Origin of the sequence: Streptomyces sp. NBC_00878 (assembly GCF_026341515.1) — a bacterium.
Lineage (GTDB): Bacteria > Actinomycetota > Actinomycetes > Streptomycetales > Streptomycetaceae > Streptomyces.
On sequence record NZ_JAPEOK010000001.1, the window covers coordinates 9,357,734 to 9,376,094 of the forward strand.

Consider the following 18,361-nt stretch of genomic DNA (forward strand, 5'->3'; position numbering starts at 1 on the left):
CAGAGGTTCGACAAGAAGGAGGCGCGGTTGTGGACAGGGTCGATCCCTATTTCGGCTACAACTTCACGGTGGAGCTCGATGGTATGACCCGGGCCGGTTTCCGGGAGTGCTCCGGGCTGGAGAGCAGCCAGAACCAGGCCGAATACCGCGAGGGCACGGACGCGAACCTGGCCCCGCGGAAGATCCCCGGTCTGAACAGCTACGGCGACATCACGCTCAGCCGCGGTGTGACGAACGACAGCAAGCTGTGGGAGTGGCGCCAGCGGGTGATGAAGGGCACCGTCGAGCGGCACAACGTGTCGGTCACGCTGCTCGACCAGCAGGGCAGCCCCCGGGTGACCTGGAACCTCTTCGAATGCTGGCCGAAGTCGTGGACCGGCCCCAGTCTGAACGCGACCAGTGACGAGATCGCCGTGGAGCAGGTCGTACTCGCCTGCGAACGGATCGAGGTCGACCAGTGGAGCTAGCGGGCGGCGGTGTCACCGAGGCTCCCCGGGCGCGCCCGGCCGAGTTCCCGTTCACCCTGCCGCACGGTCTCGTCGCTCCGGACGGCACGGTGCACCGCGAGGGCACCATGCGGATGTCCACCGCGCTGGACGAGATCGAGCCGATCAAGGACCCCCGGGTGCGGTCGAACCCGGGATATCTGGTCGTCATCCTGCTGACCCGGGTGATCACGAAGCTGGGCGACCTGGAGTACATCAACACCCACACCGTGGAGAACCTGTACTCGGGCGACCTCGCCTATCTCCAGGACTTCTACCAGCGCATCAACGTCAACGGGCACTCCCGGCTCCAGGTGGACTGCCCGCACTGCGACGGATCGTTCGAAGTGGAGCCCCCCGGCCTGGGGGGATGACGCGCTACTCCCTTGACCGGCTGCACGAGGAAGTAGCGTACGTGGCCTTTCATTTCCACTGGCCCTATCACGACATCATGCAGCTCGATCATCGGGAACGGCAGCGCTGGGTCGCCGAGATCGCCCGCATCAACGAGCGCGTCAACGAACAAGGAGGGGGACGGCGATGACGTCGACCGGCATTCCGCTCGGCCTGAGCTGGGCGCCCGCCGCCGTGGGCAACTGGACCGGCCTGCGCCTGCCGGACCCGTTCCCGACCTTCAACTTCGCGGTGGAGATCGAGGGCCTGCTGGTCGGCGGTTTCACCGAGGTCAGCGGCCTGGAGAGCCAGATCGAGATGGAGTCCTACCGGGAGGGCGGGGTCAACGGCTTCGCGCACCAGCTGCCCGGCGCGGCCAGTCCCTCGAATCTGGTGCTGCGGCACGGCCTGACCGCCATCAGCACGCTGTGGAACTGGTACGACAACACCGCCCGCGGTGTCATCCAGCGCAAGAGCGGCACCATCGCCCTGCTCGACCGGCGTCAGATCCCGGTGATGTGGTGGAACTTCCGCAACGCGCTGCCCGTGCGCTGGACCGGCCCCACCTTCACCGCCGGCAGCGACGAGGTCGGCGTCGAGTCCCTGGAGCTGGTGCACGAGGGACTGACAAAACCGCTGCTGGGCCAGGCTCTCGCGCTGGGCCACGGCATAGCCGACATGGCCCGCTGACCGGGCACCGCCGACAGGAAGTCCGAGATGCACGACGACACGACGTTCGCCCCGACGCTGGTCCGCCGGCTGTCGCGGCGCGCCCTGCGCCCCGGGGTGACCGACCCCGGCCAGGCGCGGGCCGCCCTGACCCGGCACGGCGACATGACGGCCGGGCTCCCGCTGGCCGGGCTGGCCGCACGGTATGTCGACCCGGTACCGCAGCACGCCGGTTCGACGGAGCCCATCGTGTACGCGCGGCCCGCCTGGTCGGAGCCGTCCGGGCCGTCGGCCACGGGGGCGGACGCTGTCGGCCCCGGCGCGTCGGTGTCGGCCGGGTCCACGCCGGTCGTCTCGGCACGCCCCGCGACGGCGCCCGGGGAGGGCCCGATGGCGTCGGCCCGCCCGGCCGTCCGGACGGGGGCGGACGTGGGGAACGCGGGCGACGCCGTACGGAATCCGGCCCGGCCCGGCACCGGCGGCTCACCCATGCGCTCGTCGTCGCCGTCCGTGTCGTCGCCGTCCGTGAGGGGGACGCCGACGATCCAGCGCAAGGTCGCCGCACCACCGGCTTCCCCGGCGCGTCCGCCCGCCCGTGCGGGATCCGGGCCGTCGCCGACACTTCGGGTGCCGGGCCCGCTCGCGAAGCGGGGCGGTCCCGGGGCGCCCGGCCCGACGCCCGCGGACCCCTCTGGTCCCACCGCCCGGGCGAAGCCGCCCGTTCAGGGGCACGGCCCGGTGATGGCGTACCTTCCGTCGGCCAAGGGGCGCGGCCCCGGTGCCCCGGTGGCGTCCCGCCTCGCCACGCCTTCGGCACACCCGGGGAAGGACTCCGAGGCATCTGTATCGGCATCGACAACGGCTCCGGCCGTCCGGCCCCGCCCCGCCGACGACCCGCACCGGGTCCCGCACGCCCCGACGGCCGTTCCCACCGTCGTCGCCCACCGGGCACCGGTGTCCTACTCCGGGCCACCCGGTGCCGAGCCCCTGGTGGCGCCGGCGGAGGTGGTCTCCGCGCGCCAGCCGCAGGCACAACCCGTGCGGACTCTGTCCCTGGCGACGGCCGGTACCACCCCGCACGACCGGCTGTCACCCGGCACGGCGGCCGGCGCGCCGCCGCGGCCCGTCGTCCAGGGCCCGGCACACGCAGTGCCGCCCGGCCACAACGGTTCCGGAGGCTTCCAGGACTTCCAAGGCTCCGAGGGCCACACACCTCGCGCCGACCACGGCACGTCACAGCCGCCCCGGCCGGAGGCCCCGCAGGTGGACGTCGCCCACATCACGGACCAGGTGCACCAGCGCATCGTGCGCAGGCTGGCCGTCGAGGCCGAACGCCGAGGAGTACGACGATGACCTTCAACAAGGCGGCCCTGGCGAGCACCCTGCTCGGTGTCGGGCCCGGCGGTGGCGGTCTGCAGAAGCTGACCATCTCCCACGATGGACTGGACTTCAAGGTCAACGGCGCGATCAAGGCCTTGTTCAACCCGCACGAGATCAGCCGGTCGCGGTCGGTCTCCTGGACAGCCCCCAAGACGGCGGGCAAGGGCAGCGAGTGGACCCGGACGGGTCTGCGGCAGGAGTTCTCCTCCATGGAACCCGCGACGCTCTCCGTCGAGCTGTTCTTCGACACCTACGAGTCGAGGGTCGGCGCGTCGGCCTGGGCCACGGCCGCCTCGTTCGTGGTTCCGCCCAACCCGTTCCAGACGGGCGACGCGACCGACGTCACCGCGTTGACCAGCCGCGTGGCCAAGCTCGCCGAGGTCGACACCGAGCTGCACCGCCCGCCGCTGTGCACACTCTCCTGGGGGGCGTTCTCCGAGATCTTCACCGGTGTGCTCACCCGGCTCGACGAGCGGTTCACGATGTTCCTCCCCGACGGCACTCCGGTGCGGGCCACCGTCTCGTGCAGCTTCGTCGAGTCCCTCACCGACGCGCAGCTGAAGCAAGGGGAACTGCACTCGTCCGATGTGGACAAGACGTGGACGGTCCGGCGCAACGACACGCTGCACAGCATCGCCGCCGCGGAGTACGGGGACCCGCGCCGGTGGCGGCACATCGCCACCGCCAACGGCATCGTCAACCCGCGTGACCTGCGGCCGGGCATGGTGCTGACCATTCCCCGGGTGAGCTGAGCGGAGGACCGTGCGATGAACACAGATGATCCGGAACCGGCCCTTGAGATCCGCTGCGACGGCGTGTTCCTGCCACTGGAGGCCCGCCTCGACGTGGAGTCGGTGACCGTCCTGGAGGATCTCCACGCGCTGAGCATGTTCACCGTGACCCTGCACAACTGGGACTCCGAGCGGCTGGCCTTCCCCTGGTCGGACTCCCGGCTGTTCGCGGTCGGCACCGAGGTGCGGATCTCGCTCGGGTACGGCGGCGACCTGCACCCGGTGATGACCGGAGAGGTCACCGGCCTGGAACCCACCTTCGCCGCGGGCCGGCTGCCGATGCTGACCGTCCGCGGGTACGACTACCGGCACCGGCTCGCCCGAGCCCAGCAGACCCGGACCTTCACCCGCACCAAGGACAGCGCCATCGCAAGTCAACTCGCCCGGAAAGCGGGGCTGCGGGCCGAGGTGACCGACACCGGTACCGCCCCCGACTACGTGGTGCAGAACAACCAGACCGACCTGGAGTTCCTCCAGAAGCGGGCGCGACTGATCGGGTACGAGGTCCACGTACGCGACAAGGTGCTGTACTTCCGGCCACCGCAGCACGGCCGACGGCCGTCGGCGACCCTGCACGTCGGCGACGACATCTCCGAGTTCACGCCCCGGCTGAGCGCACTGCCCCAGGTCGGCAGGCACACCGTGCGGGGCTGGGACGTGGCGCTCAAGAAGGCCGTGGTCTCCACCGTCACCGCCGGTCGGGAGTCCACCACCATGCGCGGCGCAACTACCGGCCCCAGCCAGGCCGACCAGGCCTTCGGCAGGGCGGGGACCGTCAGCACGGGCCTGCCGGTGCCGAACCGGGACCGGGCCGACCAGATGGCCCGCGGCCAGTTCGACGACCTGGCGCTGACCTACATCACCGGCGAGGCCGAGTGCGAGGGGCAGCCCCGGCTGCGCGCGGGCGAGGTGGTCGACATCCAGGGCGCGGGCACTGTCTTCAGCGGCGCCTACTACCTCACCTCCGTCAGCCATTCGCTGACCGCGGGGGACGACTACCGGACCTCCCTCCGGATACGGAGGAACGCCGCATGACGGAGATCTTCGACCATCTGACGGGCCCGGAGCCCGCCCGCGCGGACGCACCGTTCCAGGGGGTGGCGATCGGCATCGTCACCAACAACCAGGACCCGGAGGGGCTGGGCCGGGTCAAGGTGACCCTGCCCTGGCTGGCGGACGACGCCGAGACCGACTGGGCACGGGTGGCGGTGCCGATGGCCGGGGCCGGCCGCGGCTTCTGGTTCCTGCCCGAGGTCGACGACGAGGTCCTGGTCGCCTTCGAGCACGGCAACCCGGAGGTCGCCTACGTCGTCGGCGCGCTGTGGAACGGCAAGGACGAACCGCCAGTCACCAACAGCAACGGCCGCAACGACGTACGGGTGATCAGATCCCGCAGCGGGCACGTGATCCGGCTGACCGACACCGCCGGGGACGAGCGCATCGAGATCGTCGACAAGAGTGCCGGGAACAGCATCGTGATCAGCACGAAGGACAACCGGATCACGATCACCTCGAAAGCGGACGTCGTCATCTCCGCCGGCGGGAAGCTGCGGCTCGCCGGCAACGGGGTCGAGATCGTCTCCAAGGCAGATATGAACGTGCAGGCCAAGTCCGCGCTCGCGGTCAAGTCCGGCGGACGGCTGGACATCAAGGGCAGCCAGGTCAACATCAACTAATGGGGGTGCAGGATTCCATGGGGCAGTTCGCCGCCAAGCAGGGTGACCTGGTCACGGCCACCGACATCCACATCGTCATGGTGCCCGGACCGACCGGTCCGGTGCCGACACCACTGCCGCACCCGTTCACCGGGATCATCAAGGGTGCGCTGAGCGCGGACGTCACCATCATGGGCAAGCCGGCGGCGGTGGTCGGCTCCACCGCCGAGAACACCCCGCCGCACCTGCCCGCGCCGCCGGGCACCTCGTTCCAGAAGCAGCCGTCGAACACGGCCACCCTCGAAGGCGGCAGCACCACGGTGAAGATCAACGGAAAACCCGCCATCAGGACTGGCGATCGAGCCTCCACCTGCAACGATCCGCAGGATCTTCCGAACGGGACGGTCGTGGCGACGGGCACGGTGACGATCGGATGACCGGCGTGACGGACAGCGGCTTTCTCGGCACCGGCTGGGCGTTCCCGGTCGGCCCAGACCCCGACCGCCCCGAGGAGGGCATACGGCTCGCCGGCGGCGCGGAGGCGATCCGCCAGTCGATCTGGTTGATCCTCGGCACCTCGCCCGGCGAACGCGTGATGCGACCGGACTTCGGCTCCGCCATCCACGACGCCGTCTTCGACACCAACGACGCGAGCACCGCCGGCCGGGTCGGCCGGTCGGTGCGTGAGGCACTGGCCCGCTGGGAACCGCGGATCGACGTACTGGACGTCTACGCGGTCCCCGACCCCGAGGACCGGCACCGGCTGCTCATCGAGATCAACTACCGGGTGCGGTCGAACAACAGCCGCTTCAACCTCGTCTACCCCTTCTACGTCGTATGAGCGGCCGGCCCCCGTCCATCGACCCCCGCGACCGCGCCGCACTGGTCGCGCAGACCACCGAGCTGGCGACCCGTTACAGCGGCTGGCAACCGCCCGCCGACGGGCGGGCCGACGCCGGCCAGGCCCTGATCGGCGTCTTCGCCCGCTTCGCCGAACTGGTCGTGCGGCGCCTCAACCAGGTACCGGAACGCGACTACCTCGCCTTCCTCAACCTGATCGGCACCCGGCCCTCGCCGCCACTGCCTGCGCGCGTGCCGCTCACCTTCCGGCTGGCCGAGCGCAGCCGTTCCGACGCACTGGTCCCAGCCGGTACCCAGGTCGCCGCCGAACCGCTGGACGGCGAGGACGACGAGGTCGTCTTCGAGACCGGGACCGACCTGGTCGTGACCCGGGCCCAGCTGGTGACCGTCCTCGTCGACGACGCCCCGCACGACACCTACGCCGACCGCAGCGCCGAGGCCACCGGCGGCCGCGACGAACCGTTCGCCGCGTTCACCGGCGACCAGGCCATGCCGCACCAGTTCTTCGTCGCCTGCGACCCGGTCCTGACCGCCGATGGCGTAAAGGACGTCACGCTGACGCTGGCCACGCCGGACGACACGCTGCTCGCCGGGTGGCCGGTCTCCTGGTCGTACTGGGACGGCACCCGGTGGCAACCGGCGCAGGCCGACAGCACCCCGGGGGACGGCTCGTGGACGGTGCCCCTCACCGGCCTGCCGCAACTGCCCCCGTACGACGTGAACGGCACCTCGGCCGGCTGGCTGCGCGCGCAGCTCGACCTGCCGATGCCGCACGGCACCTCGGGGCTGCCGCCCGACGCGGTCGCGCTCGGCAACAAGCCCCCCCAGGACAGCGCCGACGGGGAGTTCCCGTTCGGGGAGACCGACCAGGGCCAGTTCTTCTACCTGAGCGTCGACGCGTCGGTGGCCCTCCACGGCGCGACCGTCCGGCTCGCTGTCACCCTGGCACGCCCCGGTGAGGCCGGTGACCCGGCCACCCCGGTGCGACTGGAGTGGTCGTACAAGGACGGCGACGCCTGGCGGCGGCTGGGGGAGTCCGGCACCGCGGCGGAGGAGGTCGGCGACAGCGACACCGGCCTGAAGGACGGCACGCTGGCGATGACCCGCGACGGCGAGATCAGTTTCCGGGTCCCCGCCGACTGGCCCGCCGAGTTGTTCCGGGCCCGGTCCGGGCACTGGCTCCGGGCGCAGATCGTCCAGGACGGCGGCGCGTACGCCACTCTCCCGCGACTGGAATCGCTGACCGTGGGACACGACTGGGATCCGCCCACCATCACGGGCATCGACGTGCGGACCGAGACGGACCCGGAACCGGTGACACCGCCCGGAGCGTTCACCAACGGCACCCCGCTGGACGTGACCCGGGACTTCCACCCCTTCGGCGAGCAACCGCGCTTCAACGACACCTTCTACCTGGCCTGCCCCGCGAGCCTGGTCCGGCCGGGCGCGGACCTCACCCTCGACGTGATCCTGACCAACGGCCCGGACGTCACGGACGGGCCGGTCCCGCCGGTGCGCACCGACGGCGACCCGCGGATCGTCTGGGAGGCATGGGGCGGCACTGGCTGGAACACCGTGACCGTCGGCGCCCCGGACGCGGACTATGCCTTCACCGCCGACGCCACCCTGCTGCTCACCCCGCCCGAGGGCTTCGCGCGCACCGAGGTGAACGGCATCGAGGAGTTCTGGCTGCGCATCCGACTGATCCACGGCGACTACGGGACCGCGGCCCACTACACCCGCAACGACGACGGCACCTACGAACCCGTCGACGCCACCTTCGCACCGCCCGTGATCAGAACCCTGTCGTGGAGTTCCCGGCAGGGGCTGACCGTACCCGTCCCGGCACCGGTGTGCGTCACCCACAACGACTTCCGCCTCGTCACCCACCACCGCGACCCCGACACACCGTGGTCCGTCACCCCCTTCACCCCGAACCCGGAGCAGGACCCCGCCCTCTACCTCGGCTTCGACCAGCCGTTCGATACCCGGCCCGTCACGCTCTATCTCCAGGTCGAACCACCGAAGCCGGAGGAGGTGACGGCCGACCGGCTCGCCGGGACCGATCTCACCGACCGCGCCGAACTGGTCTGGGAGTACAGCGGCACCGACGGCTGGCAGCCACTGGCCGCGGCCGACGAGACCGCGAACCTGTCCGGCCGAGGCACGGTGACTTTCGTCGGACCGGCGGACCTGACAGCGCGGGAGCACTTCGGGCAGAGCCGTTGCTGGCTGCGGCTCATCCTGCGGCACGGGACTTTCCCGGTCACGCCGAGGCTGCGCCGGATCCTGCCGAACACGACCTGGGCGGTCCAGGCCGTCACCGTCACCGACGAGATTCTCGGATCGGGCATCGCCGGGGCCGGCCAGCGGCTCACCACCGCGCAGAGCCCGGTCCTGCCCGGCCAGCGACTGGTCGTACGGGAGCCGGAGCGCCCGTCGGCGGCGGAGGAGGCCGCACTGACCGCGGCCGAGGGCGCCGACGCCGTGACGGTCACCGAGGACGCCGCGGAGGTCTGGGTGCGGTGGCACGCGGTGACCGACTTCCACAGCTCCGGCCCCGACGACCGCCACTACACCATCGACCCCCGGACCGGAGAGATCACCTTCGGTGACGGCCTGGCCGGGCGGGTGCCACCGCGCGGCCAGAGCAACATCCGTGTCACCTACCGCACGGGCGGCGGCGAGGAGGGCAACCGCGCCGCGGGGACCGTCGTGACGCTGAAGTCGGCCATCCCGTCCGTCGACTCGGTCACCCATCACGAACCGGCCTCCGGCGGCAGCGCGTGGGAGCCGCTGGAGCGGGTGCGCACCAGGGGACCGAGGTCGCTGCGCCACCGCGACCGTGCCGTCACGGCCGAGGACTTCGAGGACCTCGCCTTCGAGTCCTCGGCCGAGGTGGCCCGGGTCCGGGCGGTGCTGCCCAGCCGGTTCGACCCGTTCGACCTCTGGTTCGACCCGGCGACCGAGCAACCGAAGGCCGCGCACGCGGAGGCGGACGCCGGCGGGGTCGGGATCATCGTGGTCCCACACTCCGGCGCCACCCGGCCGGTACCCGGCCTGGGGCTGCTGCGCCGGGTCGAGGAGTACCTGCGGGCCCGGTGCGGCCCGACCACCGAGGTCCGGGTCGCCGGCCCGGAGTGGATCGAGGTGACCGTCGCCGCGACGGTGGTGGCGTCCTCCCCGGACGTCGCCGGACTGGTCGGCGGACGGGTCGAGCAGAGCCTGCAGCGATTCCTGCACCCGCTGACCGGAGGGCCCGACGGTACCGGCTGGGCCTTCGGCCGCAAACCGCACCGCTCGGACCTGTACGCCGTGATCGAGGCCGTCGACGGTGTCGATCACGGCACCGCGCTCACCGTGGCGCAGGCGGCTCACTCCGACGAACTCGGCGACGGACTGGAGGCGTTGCTCGGCCGTTCCCTGGCGCAGCTCGCGGCCGAGCCCCCGGACGCGGATGAGACCCGATGGCTGGAGCGCGCGCTGGTGTACTCCGGCCGGCACCAGATCACCGTGACCCTGGGAGCGTGAGGAGTTCCGTGCCGATCCCCCTGCCGAACCTCGACGACCACAACTTCGACGACCTGGTCGGGGAGGCACGGGCCCTCATCCCCGTACTGCTGCCGGAATGGACCGACCACAACCCCGGCGACCCCGGGATCGTCCTCGTCGAACTGCTGGCCTGGCTGACCGAGATGCAGCTGTACCAGGTCGACCAGCTGTCGCAGAGCCACACCCTCAACTTCCTGCGACTGCTCGGCGGCCCCCAGTGGTCGCCGCCGGACACCGGCGACCTCGACGCGGCCGTACGCCAGAGCGTGGCTGCGCTGCGCGAGCGCCACCGGGCCGCGACCGTGGACGACTACGAGTACCTGGTCCGCACGACCTGGCCCGGGCAGCCGCAGGCGGCCGGGCTTCCCCGGGTACGGCGTGTACGGTGCGTGCCGGGCCGGAACCTGGCCGGCGCCGACCCGACCGCGCCCGCCCCGGCGCACATCAGCGTCGTCGTCCTCCCCGAGCCCGGCGAGGCCGCGGACGCCGGGGCACTGACCGCCGCCCTGCACGAGTTCCTCGACCCGCGCCGGATCCTGACCGTCCGCCATCACGTCGTCCTCCCGGAGTACGTCGACTTCCACGTCGCCGCCGATCTGGCGCTGCACGAGGACGCCGTGCCACAGGACGCCCTCGCGGACGCGCGGAACCGGCTCCGGGAGTTCTGCGACCCGTTCACCGGCGGTGACGCCCGCGACGGCTGGCCCTTCGGGCAGAGCCTGCACCCGTCGGAGGTGTACGCCGTGCTCGAACAGTCGCCCCTGGTCGACTACATCGAGAACGTCCGCCTCACCCGTGCCGGCACGGACGCCGACGCCGGGGCGGACGGTATCGCCCTGGACGCCCACCAACTGGTGCGGCTGACCCGGGTGGACCTCGTGGGCTACGACAGTTACGGCAGAACGCACCCGTCGACCCCGGAGCTCCCGCGATGAGCCGCTATCTCGACCACCTCCCGGCGCCGTTCCGGGAGGACCCGTTCGCCGGCGCGTTCCTGCTGGCGTTCGAGGCCGTGCTGACCGGCCGCGACGACGCCGAGGGCGTCACGGGCCTCGAACAGCTCATCGAGCGCTCCGCCGACTCCATCGACCCGCTGACCACCGGTGAGGAGTTCCTGCCCTGGCTGGCCGGCTGGGTCGCGTTGAGCCTGCGCGCGGACTGGGACACGGACACCAAACGCGGGTTCATCCGGGAGGTCGTGCCGCTGTACCGGCAGCGGGGCACCCTGGCCGGGCTGCGCCGGATGCTGGAGATCTACCTGCGGCCGCTGGACGACGGTGTCACCCGCGACGACGTGGTCGTCTTCGACGAGTTCGAGACACCCGCCCACTACTTCCAGGTCCAGCTGACCCTCGGCGACACCGACCCCGGACGGCTGCGCCGCGTCCAGGAGATCGCCAGGGCGATCATCGACCGGGAGAAGCCGGCCCACACCTTCTACGCGCTCAAGGTCGTGGTGCCCACGATGCGGCTGGTCTCCGAGGAACTGCGCGAACGCGAGGGCGGCGTACCGGAGTTGCTCATCCTCGGCGAGAACTCCCAGCTCGGCACCCGCGACTCATCCTGACATTCGGAGGAAGCCCGATGGCGGACTACACCCAACCCGACGTCGTACCGAAGCGCGTCCGCTTCTTCGACGGGCAGTTCCTGAAGGAACAGGACTTCATCGACGAACAGAGGTTCCACCTCGACCGCGAGCGTCGGCAGAGCCGGCTGCTGCGGCTCACCGGCATCAGCGTCGGCCTGACGGTGACCTCGGACGCCGAGCGCCAGATCACCGTGACCGCCGGCATGGCGGTGGACGCGCTCGGCCGGCACCTCGTCCTGGCGGCCGACACGGCCGTGCAACTCGACGAGGACTTCGCCGACCAACAAGGCATCGAGGTGCACCTGGCCTACCGGGAGTCCGCGTCGGACATGACGCCCGAAGGGGCGCCCGGCGGGGCGGGAGCGCGCCGCTGGGACGAGAGCCCCAGGATCGTGGTGGTGGCCCCGGACGGCACCACCATGGTCGCCCCCGACGACGCCTCGCCAGACCTGGACGGCCAATCGGTGCTGCTCGCGCGGCTCGCGGTGGCCAACGGCCAGGTCGTGGTGGACCTCATCGCGGCACAACGCTCCACCCTCTCCGTCGCGGGTGCGCTCGGCATCGGCACCACCGCCCCCGGCAGCGACCTGGAGATCGGCGACTACGGTCCGCAGGACCGGCACCTGACGTTCAAGGTGGCCGGCGGCGACGGCCACCGCAGCGGGCTCCGGCTGCGGGCCGGGTCGGAGAACGACAACGAGGGCTACTCCCTGGAGTACGACCGGCGGCCGGTCGCGGGGCAGGGCCTGCACGTCAGGACCCACGGTCCCGACGATCCCGAGGGCGGCACGACGAGGCTCTTCGTCGACCCCGGAGGCGATGTCGGCATCGGCACCACCACACCGGACAACCAAGGCGAATGGGACCGGGTCCTCGACCTGGCGGGCGCCGCGAGAAGCAAACTGTCCGTGCGGACCGCCACCGTCGCGGGGCACGTGGCGGCGCACGACACGGGGGTGTACGGAGCGTCTCCCGGCATGGTCGTGGGCACCGCGTCCGTCAGCCCGCTGACCCTGGTCACGGGCAGAGCGGCCCGGCTCAGCGTCACCGCCACCGGTCACGTGGGCATCGGCACCACCGCTCCGCAGGTCACCGGGGGGTGGGGCCGGGTCGTCGACGTAGTGGGTGCCGGCCGCACCAAGCTGTCCGTGCGGACCGCGAGCGTGGACGGGCGCGTGTCGGTGAACGACCTGGGGGCCTCCGGCGTGGCCAGCATGGTCGTGGGCACCGAGACCGCCACCCCGCTGAGCTTCGTCACCACGGGCAGCAGTCGGTTCACCATCGGCGCCGACGGCAACATCTCCATGGGCAGTGATCCGTTCACAGCCCGATGGACGACCAAGCACGTCGACACCCACGAACCCGCGGAGCCTCACCTGAGGCTGCATCGGGACGACACGACCTCCGGCGGCAACCGGTTGTTCCTGGAGCTCTTCCAAGGCCACGGGAATCCTCTTCAGACAGACGTCTACCCCAGCATCCGGTTCCACCACAGCACCAGATACTGGCACCGCATCGAGGGGCGGCGCGACGGGCTGCACATCAAAACCGGGAGCATGGCCAGTGACGCCCACACCGACCTCTGGGCCTGGGGAGTCCATGCCGAGTCACTGACCATCGGCGCGGTCACCATCGGCGCGGCCGAGCTGGCCGTGCTGAAGAAACTCGCCGCAGGACAGCTGAGCGTCACGCTCTTCAACGTCCCCAAAGCGACGTACGCCTTTGTCTCCAGTGATCCGATAAGTGGGACCACGCACGAGGTTTGGGCGAATCCCGGCGGCTCCCACCCCTGGGTTCTCAAGCCCCTGGTTTAGGACTGACCACGAACCCCTGTGAAGGAAGACCGACATGAGAGCCGAGATAGAAAAGCGCGTCTCCGAACTGGAGACGGAGTACCGGGATGGGCAGCGGATGCTCGCCGACCTGGAGGCCAAACAGGCCGACCTCCAGCAGACCGTGCTCCGCATCAGCGGCGCTCTCCAGGTACTGAACGAACTGCTGGCCGCCGAGAACGCCTCGTAGGCTGGCGACGCGGATCCGACGCCGCCGGGAGCCGCGAGCCAACCCGCGGACGCGTGAAGGCCGACGCTCACCACGCGCTGTACCGCCTGACGCCCGCTCATCCCCCCGTACGTCCCGTGCCGGTCCGGCCGGGCCTCCGTCCCACGTCTGGAGGTCCCATGGCGACCGCCTGTCCGCAAGTCTCACCCTCCAGCTCGAACCCGAGACAAAGGGGCCCTGGGCCTGTTCGATCATCGCGCCGTCACCGGGCGACGACTCGAGGGAAATCTGAGGCTCTTCTGAGGAGGAGCTGAAGACGGCCGGAAGCTGGCACTGGCGTGTCCGGAAGCCGCCGTGAATCGATCACGTGCCCGCTCCCGGGCGCGGGTGGCACTTCCGACGTGCGACCACCGGCGTGAGCGGGAGGCGATGTCGGGGGTGTTCGCGTGTACGCCGACAGGCGTCGGCGTGTGGGCGTGCACCGGAAGCGGCGTGTGCAGCCGAACAGCCGCCGGGGTGGTCCGGTTCATTGGCCAACGGCAGCCACATACCACCGGGCCGGGCCTGAGCATCCGACCGGCCTCGCCGGACGCGACGACCACGGTGATGAGCCCGGGCCGACCTGGGGTTACCACCTCAACTCCTTGAACGGGAACCGCTTCGCCGCCCCCCCCGCCCGCCGGATGCGGTGGGCGCCCTCAGCTCCTCCTCAGGGAAGCCTCAGAGCTCCACCAAGTCTGGCCTGGTGGCGGGCGCGATGCTGGAACAACGCCGGGTCGAGGAGCAGTCGTACGGACACCGTCCCCAGCCCGGCAGTCATTTCAGACGCGAGACACGAGAGAGAAGGACAGACGATGCGAGTCGACAACACCAGGATGTCCGGCCCGATCCGGACTCGGCGGGGGCTGGCGCTGCTGATCGCCTCGGGGGCCGGGCTGGGCTCCCTGCTGCTGGGAGCGGTACCCGCACAGGCCAACGACACCACCAAGCAGGTCGCGGCCAACGGCCAGTCAGTCAGCTTCGCCACCGGTGACAGCAGCCGGGGCGTCAGTGGCAACGTCACGTTTGTGGTGAACGCGGACGGCAACTGGTCGATCACGGGAAGCGGGAAGAACTCGAACCTCCTCGTGCGTACCTTCCACTGGACCTGTGACCTGTCGTGGGACGCGGCGAGCGTCTCGCACTCGACCGGGAAGAAGGCCGTGCCCGGCAAGAAGACCCGCACCATCAGTTCGGCGGCGTACGACCCCAACATCCAGGCGGACTTCGCCGACATCGTCGACCGCGGCAGGGCCGACTGCGACATCGTCATCGGCTGACCGAGGCGAGTTTCGCCGGTCTTCGGTGGAACCGCGGGAACGTCGATCGCGGCATACGCGTTCCGATGGCCTTGCGGAACGGTTCGCGGAGGCCGGCGCTGCGGGTCAGGAAAGACCGTCAGCAACCATGGCAGCAACGGCCTTCCGATGAGGGAGTCCTGACAGAAAGCTGCTGACGATTCTCTTGAAGGGCCGCCCGGAGTGCTGGGCGGCCCTTCGTGCACTCCGTGGGGGTGCGATCTCAACCACGTGCCAGTCCTTCACACGGGCGAGGACGTCATCGCGGGCGACACGAATGTGCCCCCGTCAGCCGCAGACGGTTGGCGCACCCGCCGTTGATACCCCTGAGCCTCTTCTCCCCCGAACCTTCGGCCCGGCCTCGTCCCCGGCCGCGCCGCCGCCCATGCCCGGGTACGCGAACTCCACGTCCCGAAGCGGGCATTGGGTGTTGGCGCACCTGCGCCAGGAGCCGGTCCGGGGCCCGGTGTGAAGCCTCTCCTCGCTGGCGTTCTGCCTGCCGGACTACTCGGCGAGGAAGGTGTCGAGGTGGGAGAGGAAGGTGGGCCAGGCCGGGTCGTCGGCGGTGAACAGGTGGTTGCGGCTTTCGAGGAGGATCAACCGGCTGTCGGAGATGAGCGTGGCCAGTTCCAGGGCCTGTGCGACGGGGACCCGCGCGTCGTCGCGGGAGTGGATGATCAGCGTGGGGCAGGTTACCTGGTGGGCGATTCCGGAGACGTCGATGCGGGTGAACTCTTCCAGGAAGCGCAGGCCGTTGGCGGGCGAGGTCGTCTGGCGCTGGTAGGCGGCGAACGCGTCCCATTCCGCTGGTGTGGCGTCAGCGAGGAACTGCGAGGCGAAGAAGCGCAGGAAGCTGCTGTCCTGGGAACGCCATCCGGCGCGGGCGATGTTCAGGTCGACCTGAGCGGCATCGCGCTCGGCGTCGTCGGCGGCTCGGATCTGGCGTCCACGGGCGTAGGACGCGGTGAGGATCAGCCGACTGACCCGCTCGGGATGGCGCGCCGCGTAGGCAACCGCCACCGCGCCGCCCTGTGACACCCCGAGCAGAGGGAAGCGGTCGAGGCCGGCGGCATTGACCACGGAGTCGAGGTCGTCGACCAGGTCGTCGAGGGCGAAGCTGGGCACACTCCATTCGGAGAGGCCGCAGCCCCGCTCGTCGTAGCGGATGAGCTGCCGGCCGCGGGTGAGACCGTCGAACCAGTGCGCCCACATCGGGGTGGTCCGATCGAGGTCGAGGTGGGTCAGCCAGTTGGCCGTCTTCACCAACGGCGGGCCTTCGCCTGTGGTGGCGTAGGCGATGCGAGTGCCGTCCGCGGACCGGCAGAACCGTATGACCTCGTGGTCCGCCTCGGCCGCCGCCGCAACGGCGGCGGTGGGTGCGGCGGACGGTGTGGCGGAAGCCACCGTCACCTGCGCGACGAACTGATGGCCGCGCTCGCGCACCGTGCGAATGCACCGCTGTCGCGTGGCGCTGTCACCGATCGCGAGGCGGGCGCTGCGTAACCAGGTGGCGAGCGCGGCCTCGCTGGCCGTGCGGCCGCGCCCCACCGTGTCGAGCAGCTCCTCCTCGGGCACGACGCGGTCGCGGTGCTCGACGAGGTGGCAGAGCAGATCCGCAGTTTGAGGTTCGATGGGGACCGGCTGCCCGTCGTGGCTGAGCCGACGGCGATCCGTGTCCAACTCGTACTGCCCGAAAGAGTAAACAGCGCCGCTCACAGCCATGACTGTATAGCGTTTGTTCGATTCTGTGGGCGTCGATTGTCCCATCACGATGCTTGCTCGGCCGAGTTGGTCAGGCACTGTCGGCAGATCAATGTGCCGGTGCGGTCGACTCGGCCGGACCGCCGGGGTCCGCGACGACTCGTCAACGCGCCCGCTGGCGCAGCCATCCGGGCCCAGGAGCCGCCTGCTGGCCAAGAGCCCGGATGTCCGCTGGACTTGTTGCGGAGCGGCTTGTCCGGGTGGCGCAGGCAGGGGCGGCCACCGGTCAGGGGCGTGCCGGCCCGCCCTCCCGTAGCCGGCGCCGCAGGATCTTGCCGGAGGCCGCCTTTGGCACCGCTTCGATGAACTCGACCCGGCGGATCTTCTTGTACGGGGCGACCTGGCCCTCGACGTGGGTCATCACCTCGTCGGCGGTGACCGACGCCCCGGGCACCGGCACCACGAACGCTTTGGGCACCTCGTTGCCTTCCTCGTCATCGACGCCGATCACCGCCGCGTCGGCGATGCCGGGATGGTTGAGGAGGATCGCTTCGAGTTCGGCGGGCGCCACCTGGTAGCCCTTGTACTTGATGAGTTCCTTCACCCGGTCGACGATGAACCAGTTCCCGTCCTCGTCGACCCGACCGATGTCGCCGGTGTGCAGCCATCCGTCGACGTCGACCGTCGCGTCGGTGTCCTCGGGGCGGCCGAAGTAGCCCTTCATCACCTGCGGTCCCTGGATCCACACCTCGCCGGGTTGGCCTGCCGCCACGTCCAGCCCGGTGACCGGGTCGACCAGGCGCGCCCGAGTCGACGGGAGCAGGTGCCCCACGCACGCGATGGGCTCGTCGAGGTTGCCGTCGGCATGGAGATGCGAGGCGGGAGACAGCTCGGTCATTCCGTACGCCTGCCCGATCTCCACACCCAGCCGGTCGGCCACCGCCGCCTGCACCCCCGCGTCGAGCGGCGCCGCGGCACAGATGATGCGTCGAAGATTCGACAGGTCCAGGTTTCCGACCGCGGGGTGCTTGGCCAGGGCCAGCATCACCGGCGGGGCGACGTACGCATGGGTGATGCGGTCGCGCTCCAGGCTGGTCAGGAACGCGTCGAGATTGAACCGGGAGTGCACGTAGACGGTCGCACCACGGTGCAGCGCGTTGTTGACCAGGGCAGTCAGCCCGAAGATGTGGAAGAAGGGCAGGATCGCGATGACACGGTCGTTCTCGCCGACCCGATGCAGACCGTTCATCTGCTCGAGGTTGGTGCACAGGTTGCGGTGGGTCAGCATCACGCCCTTGGGCACGCCCGTCGTGCCGCTCGAATAGGGCAGCACGGCGACGTCCACAGCCGGATCGAGCTCGAACGCCGGCACGTCGCCGTCGCAGAGCAGCCCCAGCACCGGACGGTGGCCGTCGGCCGTGTCGCACACCAGGATCTCGATGTCCCGGCCGGTCTGCCGCCGGACCAGCTCGACCGCGGCCCGCGCCGTCTCGATCAGCGCGGACACACTCACCATCAGACGCGCCTCGGCGTCGATCAGCTGCTTGGCGATCTCAGCCGGTGTGGCCAGCGGCGACAGCGTGGTCACCGTCCCGCCCGTGATGGTGGTGGCGTAGAGGACCACGGGGAACAGGATCGTGTTCGGTGAGTGCAGAGCGACCACGTCACCCTTGCCGATGCCTTCGGCGGCAAGGCCTGCCGCCAGTTGGCGGACCAGCGTGGCCAACTCACCGTAGGTGAACGTCTGTCCACTGGACACGTCCACCATGGCCGGCCGGGTTCCGCGCCGCGCGGCATCGCCGAGCACCCATTCATGGACGGGACGATCGATGACTGTGACATCCGGGTACTTGCTGTTGTAGATCATCAAAGACTCCGTTTTCTCGCTTTGCTCTGTCAGTCAGAACCCAGGGGTTTCCGGCTGGGCGGCACCGGACCTGGGACCGTG

At 70.5% G+C, this 18,361-nt stretch carries 18 protein-coding genes; 16 read left to right on the forward strand and 2 right to left on the reverse strand.

From position 1 onward, the window contains the following. The first annotated feature begins 29 nt into the window (after positions 1-29). The 16 genes from OHA11_RS40625 to OHA11_RS40700 all read left to right on the forward strand — a co-directional run bounded on the left by OHA11_RS40625 (position 30) and on the right by OHA11_RS40700 (position 14,694). Positions 30-467 (forward strand): phage tail protein, encoded by a 438-nt coding sequence (locus OHA11_RS40625; protein WP_266505227.1) that lies wholly within the window; start codon positions 30-32, stop codon positions 465-467. Beyond that, positions 458-859: a hypothetical protein gene (locus OHA11_RS40630; protein ID WP_266505229.1), complete on the forward strand. Its 402-nt coding sequence runs from the start codon at positions 458-460 to the stop codon at positions 857-859. The genes OHA11_RS40625 and OHA11_RS40630 overlap by 10 nt, the downstream gene beginning before the upstream one ends. After that, positions 856-1,029: a DUF6760 family protein gene (locus OHA11_RS40635; protein ID WP_266505232.1), complete on the forward strand. Its 174-nt coding sequence runs from the start codon at positions 856-858 to the stop codon at positions 1,027-1,029. Before OHA11_RS40630 ends, OHA11_RS40635 begins: the two co-directional genes overlap by 4 nt. Beyond that, complete coding sequence (locus OHA11_RS40640) at positions 1,026-1,568, forward strand: phage tail protein (protein WP_266505233.1); 543 nt, start codon at positions 1,026-1,028, stop codon at positions 1,566-1,568. The genes OHA11_RS40635 and OHA11_RS40640 overlap by 4 nt, the downstream gene beginning before the upstream one ends. Before the next feature lie 27 nt (positions 1,569-1,595). Then, positions 1,596-2,900 (forward strand): hypothetical protein, encoded by a 1,305-nt coding sequence (locus OHA11_RS40645; RefSeq protein WP_266505236.1) that lies wholly within the window; start codon positions 1,596-1,598, stop codon positions 2,898-2,900. Next, entirely contained in the window at positions 2,897-3,679 is a 783-nt protein-coding gene (locus OHA11_RS40650; RefSeq protein ID WP_266505239.1) for a LysM peptidoglycan-binding domain-containing protein, read from the forward strand. The genes OHA11_RS40645 and OHA11_RS40650 overlap by 4 nt, the downstream gene beginning before the upstream one ends. A gap of 15 nt (positions 3,680-3,694) precedes the next feature. Continuing rightward, positions 3,695-4,753 carry a phage late control D family protein gene (locus tag OHA11_RS40655; RefSeq protein WP_266505242.1) on the forward strand — a complete coding sequence of 353 codons (1,059 nt, stop codon included), beginning with the start codon at positions 3,695-3,697 and terminating at the stop codon, positions 4,751-4,753. Beyond that, positions 4,750-5,394: a phage baseplate assembly protein V gene (locus OHA11_RS40660; protein ID WP_266505245.1), complete on the forward strand. Its 645-nt coding sequence runs from the start codon at positions 4,750-4,752 to the stop codon at positions 5,392-5,394. Before OHA11_RS40655 ends, OHA11_RS40660 begins: the two co-directional genes overlap by 4 nt. Then, positions 5,394-5,810, forward strand: a complete 417-nt coding sequence (locus OHA11_RS40665; RefSeq protein ID WP_266505248.1) for a PAAR domain-containing protein — start codon at positions 5,394-5,396, stop codon at positions 5,808-5,810. Before OHA11_RS40660 ends, OHA11_RS40665 begins: the two co-directional genes overlap by 1 nt. After that, entirely contained in the window at positions 5,807-6,214 is a 408-nt protein-coding gene (locus OHA11_RS40670) for a GPW/gp25 family protein (protein WP_266505250.1), read from the forward strand. The genes OHA11_RS40665 and OHA11_RS40670 overlap by 4 nt, the downstream gene beginning before the upstream one ends. Then, a complete protein-coding gene (locus tag OHA11_RS40675) occupies positions 6,211-9,765 on the forward strand; it encodes a putative baseplate assembly protein (protein ID WP_266505253.1) in 3,555 nt (1,184 codons plus the stop codon). Before OHA11_RS40670 ends, OHA11_RS40675 begins: the two co-directional genes overlap by 4 nt. 8 nt (positions 9,766-9,773) lie before the next feature. Continuing rightward, positions 9,774-10,721, forward strand: a complete 948-nt coding sequence (locus OHA11_RS40680) for a hypothetical protein (protein WP_266505255.1) — start codon at positions 9,774-9,776, stop codon at positions 10,719-10,721. After that, entirely contained in the window at positions 10,718-11,353 is a 636-nt protein-coding gene (locus OHA11_RS40685) for a phage tail protein (RefSeq protein WP_266505258.1), read from the forward strand. Before OHA11_RS40680 ends, OHA11_RS40685 begins: the two co-directional genes overlap by 4 nt. 17 nt (positions 11,354-11,370) lie before the next feature. Continuing rightward, a complete protein-coding gene (locus OHA11_RS40690; protein WP_266505260.1) occupies positions 11,371-13,188 on the forward strand; it encodes a hypothetical protein in 1,818 nt (605 codons plus the stop codon). Between the two features lie 34 nt (positions 13,189-13,222). Then, the gene (locus tag OHA11_RS40695; protein ID WP_266505263.1) at positions 13,223-13,396 is read left to right on the forward strand and encodes a hypothetical protein; all 174 of its coding nucleotides are present in this window, start codon (positions 13,223-13,225) and stop codon (positions 13,394-13,396) included. An 833-nt stretch (positions 13,397-14,229) separates the two neighbouring features. Beyond that, entirely contained in the window at positions 14,230-14,694 is a 465-nt protein-coding gene (locus tag OHA11_RS40700) for a hypothetical protein (protein ID WP_266505266.1), read from the forward strand. Between the two features lie 522 nt (positions 14,695-15,216). Here the strand turns inward: OHA11_RS40700 and OHA11_RS40705 are convergent. Together OHA11_RS40705 and OHA11_RS40710 are read right to left on the reverse strand one after the other, a co-directional pair. Further along, positions 15,217-16,428 carry an alpha/beta fold hydrolase gene (locus tag OHA11_RS40705; RefSeq protein WP_266505269.1) on the reverse strand — a complete coding sequence of 404 codons (1,212 nt, stop codon included), beginning with the start codon at positions 16,426-16,428 and terminating at the stop codon, positions 15,217-15,219. 271 nt (positions 16,429-16,699) lie between these two features. Beyond that, on the reverse strand, positions 16,700-18,280 hold the full coding sequence (locus tag OHA11_RS40710; protein WP_266505272.1) for an AMP-binding protein: 1,581 nt from the start codon (positions 18,278-18,280) through the stop codon (positions 16,700-16,702). Positions 18,281-18,361: the final 81 nt, after the last annotated feature.

Excerpts from the sequence above, each read along its gene's own strand:
- OHA11_RS40635 (WP_266505232.1), top strand. The coding sequence starts at position 856 with ATGACGCGCTACTCCCTTGACCGGCTGCACGAGGAAGTAGCGTACGTG.
- OHA11_RS40640 (WP_266505233.1), top strand. The coding sequence starts at position 1,026 with ATGACGTCGACCGGCATTCCGCTCGGCCTGAGCTGGGCGCCCGCCGCC.
- OHA11_RS40645 (WP_266505236.1), top strand. The coding sequence starts at position 1,596 with ATGCACGACGACACGACGTTCGCCCCGACGCTGGTCCGCCGGCTGTCG.
- OHA11_RS40650 (WP_266505239.1), top strand. The coding sequence starts at position 2,897 with ATGACCTTCAACAAGGCGGCCCTGGCGAGCACCCTGCTCGGTGTCGGG.
- OHA11_RS40655 (WP_266505242.1), top strand. The coding sequence starts at position 3,695 with ATGAACACAGATGATCCGGAACCGGCCCTTGAGATCCGCTGCGACGGC.
- OHA11_RS40660 (WP_266505245.1), top strand. The coding sequence starts at position 4,750 with ATGACGGAGATCTTCGACCATCTGACGGGCCCGGAGCCCGCCCGCGCG.
- OHA11_RS40665 (WP_266505248.1), top strand. The coding sequence starts at position 5,394 with ATGGGGGTGCAGGATTCCATGGGGCAGTTCGCCGCCAAGCAGGGTGAC.
- OHA11_RS40670 (WP_266505250.1), top strand. The coding sequence starts at position 5,807 with ATGACCGGCGTGACGGACAGCGGCTTTCTCGGCACCGGCTGGGCGTTC.
- OHA11_RS40675 (WP_266505253.1), top strand. The coding sequence starts at position 6,211 with ATGAGCGGCCGGCCCCCGTCCATCGACCCCCGCGACCGCGCCGCACTG.
- OHA11_RS40685 (WP_266505258.1), top strand. The coding sequence starts at position 10,718 with ATGAGCCGCTATCTCGACCACCTCCCGGCGCCGTTCCGGGAGGACCCG.
- OHA11_RS40690 (WP_266505260.1), top strand. The coding sequence starts at position 11,371 with ATGGCGGACTACACCCAACCCGACGTCGTACCGAAGCGCGTCCGCTTC.
- OHA11_RS40695 (WP_266505263.1), top strand. The coding sequence starts at position 13,223 with ATGAGAGCCGAGATAGAAAAGCGCGTCTCCGAACTGGAGACGGAGTAC.
- OHA11_RS40700 (WP_266505266.1), top strand. The coding sequence starts at position 14,230 with ATGCGAGTCGACAACACCAGGATGTCCGGCCCGATCCGGACTCGGCGG.
- OHA11_RS40710 (WP_266505272.1), bottom strand. The coding sequence starts at position 18,280 with ATGATCTACAACAGCAAGTACCCGGATGTCACAGTCATCGATCGTCCC.